At 34.8% G+C, this 7,223-nt stretch carries 8 protein-coding genes and 1 pseudogene; 6 read left to right on the top strand and 3 right to left on the bottom strand.

Features of this window, described 5'->3' with window-relative positions; translation table 11 throughout:
• On the top strand, nt 1-246 hold a 246-nt coding region (locus BMY57_RS03230), incomplete at its 5' end, for a transposase (RefSeq protein ID WP_177176317.1).
• A 146-nt stretch (nt 247-392) separates the two neighbouring features.
• Here the strand turns inward: BMY57_RS03230 and ku are convergent.
• Nucleotides 393-1,253 carry a non-homologous end joining protein Ku gene (ku, locus tag BMY57_RS03225; RefSeq protein ID WP_091772588.1) on the bottom strand — a complete coding sequence of 287 codons (861 nt, stop codon included), beginning with the start codon at nt 1,251-1,253 and terminating at the stop codon, nt 393-395.
• Between the two features lie 92 nt (nt 1,254-1,345).
• Here ku and ligD point away from each other — a divergent pair, with 92 nt between their 5' ends.
• From ligD to BMY57_RS03205, 5 genes and pseudogenes are all read left to right on the top strand, one after another.
• A complete protein-coding gene (ligD, locus tag BMY57_RS03220; protein ID WP_177176316.1) occupies nt 1,346-3,124 on the top strand; it encodes a DNA ligase D in 1,779 nt (592 codons plus the stop codon).
• A gap of 124 nt (nt 3,125-3,248) precedes the next feature.
• Nucleotides 3,249-4,259: pseudogene (locus BMY57_RS03215) on the top strand (spore germination protein); the annotation flags it as partial.
• A gap of 153 nt (nt 4,260-4,412) precedes the next feature.
• Nucleotides 4,413-4,571, top strand: coding sequence for a hypothetical protein (locus BMY57_RS16010; protein WP_175614849.1), 159 nt, complete (start codon nt 4,413-4,415; stop codon nt 4,569-4,571).
• 25 nt (nt 4,572-4,596) lie between these two features.
• Nucleotides 4,597-5,016, top strand: a complete 420-nt coding sequence (locus BMY57_RS03210; RefSeq protein ID WP_256205229.1) for a GerAB/ArcD/ProY family transporter — start codon at nt 4,597-4,599, stop codon at nt 5,014-5,016.
• Nucleotides 5,013-6,083: a Ger(x)C family spore germination protein gene (locus tag BMY57_RS03205; protein ID WP_091772585.1), complete on the top strand. Its 1,071-nt coding sequence runs from the start codon at nt 5,013-5,015 to the stop codon at nt 6,081-6,083. The genes BMY57_RS03210 and BMY57_RS03205 overlap by 4 nt, the downstream gene beginning before the upstream one ends.
• Before the next feature lie 25 nt (nt 6,084-6,108).
• On the opposite strand, the gene BMY57_RS03200 is transcribed toward BMY57_RS03205, so the two are convergent.
• Both BMY57_RS03200 and BMY57_RS03195 read right to left on the bottom strand, forming a co-directional pair.
• Nucleotides 6,109-6,360 carry a phage holin family protein gene (locus tag BMY57_RS03200; RefSeq protein ID WP_091772584.1) on the bottom strand — a complete coding sequence of 84 codons (252 nt, stop codon included), beginning with the start codon at nt 6,358-6,360 and terminating at the stop codon, nt 6,109-6,111.
• A 15-nt stretch (nt 6,361-6,375) separates the two neighbouring features.
• Nucleotides 6,376-7,062, bottom strand: a complete 687-nt coding sequence (locus BMY57_RS03195; protein WP_177176315.1) for an N-acetylmuramoyl-L-alanine amidase — start codon at nt 7,060-7,062, stop codon at nt 6,376-6,378.
• Between the last annotated feature and the right edge of the window lie 161 nt (nt 7,063-7,223).

Genomic DNA, 7,223 nt, shown 5'->3' with positions numbered 1-7,223 from the left:
ATCACACGCCATGTATGGGAAGATAGTAAAGATAAAGTTCGAGAGAACCGTCTTTCGAATGAAGGTAAATGGATATATCGAATGCGAAAAGAGAAAGTCGAACGTAGCTTCGCAGATTCAAAAGAACTGCATGGGCTGCGCTATTGTCGTTTGCGTGGAAGGGATAATGTTCGAGAGCAAGCGCTTATGACAGCTGCTTGTCAGAACATGAAGAAGATTGCCCTCCACCTAGACCGTGTGGTCTAGGTAGAGGAGAGTCTTTTTCTTATTATTAAGGTTGTGATAGACATAAATTATTGAGATATCTATTTATTAACCTAAAAAAGCTTGTAGAAAAACACGGGGTTTCTCTACAAGCTGAGGATCTGACTAAACGTCAGATCCTTTTTTATTTAAGTAGCTGTTTTTTGCTTTTTCTTAGCCGTCGATTTTTTCTTAGATGAAGTCGCTTTCTTAGTTGTACTTCCTTTCTTCTTGTTTTTCTGAGATTCATTAAGTGATTTTTCTAACGCTTCCATTAAGTCCGTCACATTATCAGGCGTTTTAGGCTCCTTGGCGGTTGTGATTTCTTCGCCTTCTTTCTTCTTTTCAATTAATTCTAATAAAGCTGTTCGATATTCATCTGTATACTTTTCAGGTTCAAATTCAGTTGTTAATTGGTCAATTAACATTTTGGCTGTTTTAAGCTCTTTTTCACCTACATTTGTTTCTTCGGGCACATTCGGAACCTCTTGAAAATCACGCACTTCATCTGGATAATGAATCGTCTCCATCACCAAAGTATTTTGATATATTCTTACCACAGCTAAATGTTCTTTAGATCTAATCGTTATTTTAGCTAATCCAATTTTTCCTGTGTCTTCTAAAGCTTGTCTTAATAATGTATATGCTTTTCCGCCACCCTCATTAGGTGATAAATAATAGCTACGATCAAAATAAATGGGATCAATTTCTTCTAATTTAACAAAATCCATAATCTCAACTGATTTTTCTGCTTTTTCATCTTTAATCGATTGTAAATCCTCTTCTTCTAAAACGACAAACTTATTCTTTGTATACTCAAAACCTTTCACAATATCATCATTCGTAACTTCTGTATCACAGACTGGACAGACTTTTTCATATTTTACTGGTGACTGACATTCCTTATGCAAATTTCTTAACTTTATATCTTTATTTTCCGTTGCAGAATGTAATTTAACCGGTATATTTACAAGCCCAAAACTTATGCTCCCTTTCCACATCGTGTGCACAATATCACCCTCTTTTTTCATTAGTGTCTGTTTTTGCCCTCATAATAATTCATCATTTGATAAAAATAATGATATTGATTGGGGGAGTTTTTATGTGGAAACCAATGTTACCTACATTAGTCGATCAACCACCAGATCAGTCCAACTGGGTGTATGAAGTGAAATATGATGGATTTCGTTGTGGTATAGAATGGACAGAAAAAAACATTAAATTAATAAGCCGTAATCAAAAAGATCTTACGAATAATTTCCCGGAAATTATTGAATGGTGTCGTAAACAGCAATCGACGATTTCTGAATTACTTCCCATATTTTTAGATGGAGAAATTGCCATCTTACGAACTGAATATCAAGCACATTTTGGATTACTCCAACAAAGGGGACGCCTGAAAACTAAAGAAAGAATTGAAATAGCGAGTCAACAACGTCCCGCTACCTTTATGGCTTTTGATGTTCTTAAATATAAGAATGAGTCGATTAGTACTCAACCTTTAGGAAAAAGACGCGAACACTTAGAGCAGATCTGTCAAACACTTAATGCTTATTTATTTCAGATGGGAAGACCTTTTAATTTAGTTAAACAATTCAATTCATATGAAGACATTGAACCATTAGTCTTTTTACACCAAGGTGAAGGAATCGTTGCTAAAAAACAGGACTCTACTTACATGACTGGTAAACGTACTGAAGAATGGCTCAAAATTAAAAATTACCGTTATATACAAGGTATTTTGACTGGATGGGATTCTAATAATGATTATTTTGACCTCGTTTATGTAAAAGGCAAAGATTTTATTCCATTAGGTAAAGTGAAAAATGGATTCCAAGATCAAGATCAAAACACTCTTAAGACTTTCATCCAAGAACATGGGAAACGTAAGAATCCGAGTGAATGGCAAGTGCCAGCAAGTGTATGCTTAGGATTAAAATGTCTAGATGCAAAAGACCAAGAGTTAAGAGAACCTTTTTTTCATCAATTTCGATTTGACTTAGAGCCCGAAGAAGTGACTGAAGAACGCATTAAAGAAGGGCTTGCTCAACTTCCTAAAGAGGTCGAAATCTCTAAACCTGATAAACATTTATTTCCTAAAGTTACAAAGCGTGACTATGTCTTTTATTTACGTGATGTAGCCCCCATTTTATTATCACGCATACATAACAAAAGACTAACCATGATCCGATATCCAGACGGTATTCATGAACATTCATTTTATCAGAAGCATCTTCCTGATTACGCACCTGATTTCATACAAACGGTGCCTGGTGATGATGAGGATGAAGATATTTTATGTCAGGATTTAAGAAGTCTTCTATGGTTTGGCAATCATGCTGCACTCGAATTTCATATTCCATTTCATACGATACATTCAGAATTTCCTGATGAAATGGTCTTTGATCTTGATCCACCATCCAGAAAAGAGTTTTCATTAGCCGTTTTAGCAGCACAACTCATTAAAGAAATGTGTGAACATAAAGGTTTTGTACCATTTGTTAAAACTTCTGGTAAAACAGGTCTCCAGGTACACATACCACTCGAACCAAAAAGTATGACATTTGAAAAGACACGTGAATTTATGGAAGCGGTGGCGAAGGTTCTTGTGGAAAAGTATCCTAGTGAGTTTACCATTGAACGCTTGAAGAAAAATAGAGGCAACCGATTATATGTAGACTACATTCAACATGCACCCGGAAAAACAATCGTAGCACCTTATTCGACTAGAGCAACAGAAGAAGCGACTGTTGCAACTCCTTTATATTGGCATGAAGTAAATGAACAATTAGACCCTGATATGTATACGATCAAAACCGTTCCAAAACGTTTAATAGAGCTAGGGTGTCCTTTTCTGCAGATGCCGAACTATCATGCATAGTCTTTAATTTTAAGGAAAAATTATGAATTACGACAACTAACTTTTAGGTGACCCGATCATGATCTTAAGAAAACTTTTCTTCAAATCAAATAAGGGCAAAGATCCTTCATATAGGAAACGTCAAATTGATGGAACTTTACAGGATTTACTCCAACAATTAAAAAGTTCAGATGACTTTAATGATATAACAATAAAAGAAGGTACAAGACCTTTAAAATTTTACTATTTCTATTCATTAGTAGATAAAGAAATGGTACAACGTGATATTTTGCCATATTTGCAGAGTGAAAACATTCATTCATTAGAAGATATTAAGAAATCTGTACCCATTGAAGACATGATCATTACAAAAGATATTGAGACAATTCAACAACAAATTTTATCAGGATCATGTATGGTCGAAATAGGCGAACAAAGTAAAGAAGTTATACTCATCAAAGCCAGTATGAATAAGAATCGGGACGTCACTATTCCTGAAGTGGAATTTAGTGTAGTTGGACCAAAAGAAGCCTTTGTAGAGTCACTTGAGACTAATTTAAATCTAATAAGAAATCGCTTGCCTATTCCGGAATTGAAGGTCGAGGAATTAACGGTAGGAAAGATTTCTAAAGCTAAAGTAGCTATTCTTAGCATTGAAGGAATTACAAACGAGGAAAATGTCAATACATTAAGACAACACATTCAGGATATTGAGATTGATTCTGTAATAGATAGCTCTTATATCGTTCAACTTATATCAGATAATCAACACTCACCATTTCCACAATTGATTGACACTGAACGACCTGATCGTGTAGCGGCAGTTTTAGCTGAAGGTAAAGTGGCTTTTATTGTAGACGGAGCCCCACACGGAATCATCGCTCCAACAACATTAGTCGAATTCTTTTCTGCATTTGAAGACTATTTTCTAAACTGGATTACGGCATCGTTTTTCAGATTAATACGGTTATTCGCAGTCATGTTCTCCATCTTAATAACTCCTATTTATGTTGCCGTATTGACGTACCATAATGAACTCATTCCTAAAGATTTATTAGGGGTATTGGTCACATCAAGAAGAGAGATTCCATTACCTCCAATATTGGAAGCTATATTTTTAGAATTAGCGATTGAATTATTAAGAGAAGCATCTTCCCTCCAAGGGTTAGAGATTTAAAGGATGCTTTTATTAGATTGCCTTGGTCTTTTCAATCTAAAAGACCTGTCGAATCACAGGCTGAAGATACGATGAGATTCAATTCAAGGAAAGCTAAAAAGAAGAAAAAGAAATAGAGGAGTAGGGATTCAAGTGAGAAAACTTCAACGACAAGTCGACAAACAATATAAGGTATCACACTTTCTTGCACTATTTTTAATCAGTTCGATTCAAATTGGGGTTGGTGGATTTGGATTTCAATCTTATGTCGTGGAGTATGTTCCCGTTTTTAAAAAACGCCAAAAAGTCTAAAAAATGGGCACATGGTGGTAACCTCTTGACCATGTTATTGTATTTACTTATTATGGTCGTTTCCCTTGCTTATTTTACAACTGATCATATAACAAGGCTCTATTGGCCGACATTAACGATGTGGAAAAGCGTCGAACTTCCTTTTGTAGAGAGGTTTGAATACGTAGGTATTTCTTCTTGGGGGCTTATTATTTTACCTAACATATGTTTGGCGTTCTGGGCTGCTAGCCGCGGGGCACGTCAGTTATTTCGAGTTAGTCAACGTCATGCATTAATCATTATTCTAATCATCACGTTCATATCTAATATTTTCTTAACTTCAAAAAATCAAATTGAACAACTCACCACCTATTATTCATATATTAGTTTTTATCTACTAATCGTATACGTACCTTTATTATTTATCGTCGTCTATTTTAGGCTTGGAAGGAGAAAGCAATCATGAAACGCACCATTATATGGTTACTGTTAGTCTCCATCCTCATGACAGGCTGTATTAACAAACATATCCTTGATGATATTAGAATTGTAACGGCCGTTGGAATGGATCCTGCTGATAACGGTATGATTGAAATATCTGTGGTTGTTCCTAGATACAATCCAGATAAATCCACCACTAGTGAAACATTTACGCAATTGACATCTCTAGGTCGTTTTTCTAAAGAGCAACTAAGCATGAGTGAGTCCAAACCATTTGTCACTGGAAAAATTGAAGTTATTTCGGTTAGTCAAGAAATAGCACAAAATGGAATCATGCCGTTAACCGATGGATTTATAAGAGATCCTTCAGTTGGTTCAAGAGTTTTTTTATTTGTTGCTGAAAATACCGCCAATGAGTTGTTGCAAGGTCAATATAGTTCTCAAGATAATGGAATGTTTATTTCAGACATGTTAGCTCAAAACGTTGAAAGAGGTCCTCTTCCCAATACAAATATACATTTATTTTTTAATCAATTTTATGATAAAGGAAGTGACCCTTTTCTCCCTTTATTAGGATTAAGGAATAATAAAATTAAAATATTAGGTCTGGCTTTATTAAAAGATGATAAAATGGCAGGGAAGATTGGACTAAAAGATCTCTTTGCTTTTAAAACTTTACAAGAAAAAAATACAAAAGGAGATCATTACTTAGTTAAATTAGATGATGGGAATGAGGTGTACCTTAATAAAATTTCTTCAAAATGGAAAGTTAACATGACAAATCTCGAAACCAGTCCAAAAGTTGAATACGACGTGAATTTAAATTTAGCCATAAGAGAATTCAGTGGTGATAAGTTAGATCAAGCACGTATTAAAAAAATAAAAGATAAAATAGAAGAACAATTTAAACAAGAGGCTGAAGAGATGATTCAATATTTTCAAGAATTAAAAGTTGACCCACTTGGAATTGGATCACTTGCACGCAGTCGTTTACGTTCTTGGAATAAAGAAAAATGGCAGGATCAGTATCCTAACATAGAAGTAGTCGTGAATAGCAAAGTTAAAATTTCTGAAACTGGAATTGCAGAGTAAAAAAGAGGCTATAAATAGCCTCTTTTTACACCTCCACTCTCATTTGTTTGAATAACTGATGACCAAAAACTGCCGCTCCAGCAACAAGTATAGATTGTATAAATGCATCAAATGATAAACCTAACAAAATATTTGTTAAAATTAAGCTAATAAATAATAATAACAATGGAATATAGCGATTAGGTAACAATCTAGACTGCTTAATCATTTTACCTAAAATCATTAATACTGGAACAAGTATAAGCGCTTCTTCCATTATATAGTTCATCACATCCATGATACTCCTCCTCCTTTACGATTCATTTCGTTCAATAAAAGCAGTGAACCCCGCACCCTTCAGCTCTTTAACCCGTTTTTTAGCATTGTCCATATTCTTAAAAGAACCTGCTATTACACGATATAATGATTCCGAATGACTTATACCATTTTTTCTCAAATTGTAAGTCACACCTTCTTCACGACATATAGCTTTCACGACACACTCGTACATACCTACTCTATAATCTTTATTCTTTAATTTTTGACGATTTGCTCCATCTAAAAAATCATATTCAACAATCGTCGTGCGACAACTTCCAGTTTCTCGATGCATATAATAATAATCTCGGTCTTTTTGATTAGGGTAACGCCGTGTATAGGTCCTTCTTACCCGATACCCAGCCTTATCGAACTCATTAGACAACAATTTTTCAAATCGACCATTAGCATAAATACTATGAATGAATTCAGTTCCAGCTCCACCGCCAGCATTAAAATGATGGGAAATACATTTGTCGTATTTTTTTACTTTTGAGGTTCGTTCTTGTCGAGATAGTGATACATCAGTATTGCGGGTAATAGATGAGGAAATTCTTAATTCTTTTAATCGTTTATTTACATATAATGCAGCTTCGAGGGCCCAATCCTTTTCAGCCTGACCATAACAAACAGCGCCCGGATCAGAACCACCATGTCCAGCGTCTTGTATCCACCGACTCATATCAAGACCTCCCTGTAAATAATTTTTTAACATAAAGGCAGAACGGTATATACGTCTCCCCCATAATAGAATCGATTTAACAATCCTACTTGGGTATTAAACCATTGTTAGCATTTAAAATTTAAATTGTAAACTGAATATTCTATCATTTTTGCACAAAA

Source organism: Piscibacillus halophilus (assembly GCF_900110685.1).
Classification (GTDB): Bacteria; Bacillota; Bacilli; order Bacillales; family Alkalibacillaceae; genus Piscibacillus; species Piscibacillus halophilus.
Note: the sequence above shows the minus strand (reverse complement) of the source record. Positions and strands in the feature narration are given on the sequence as shown.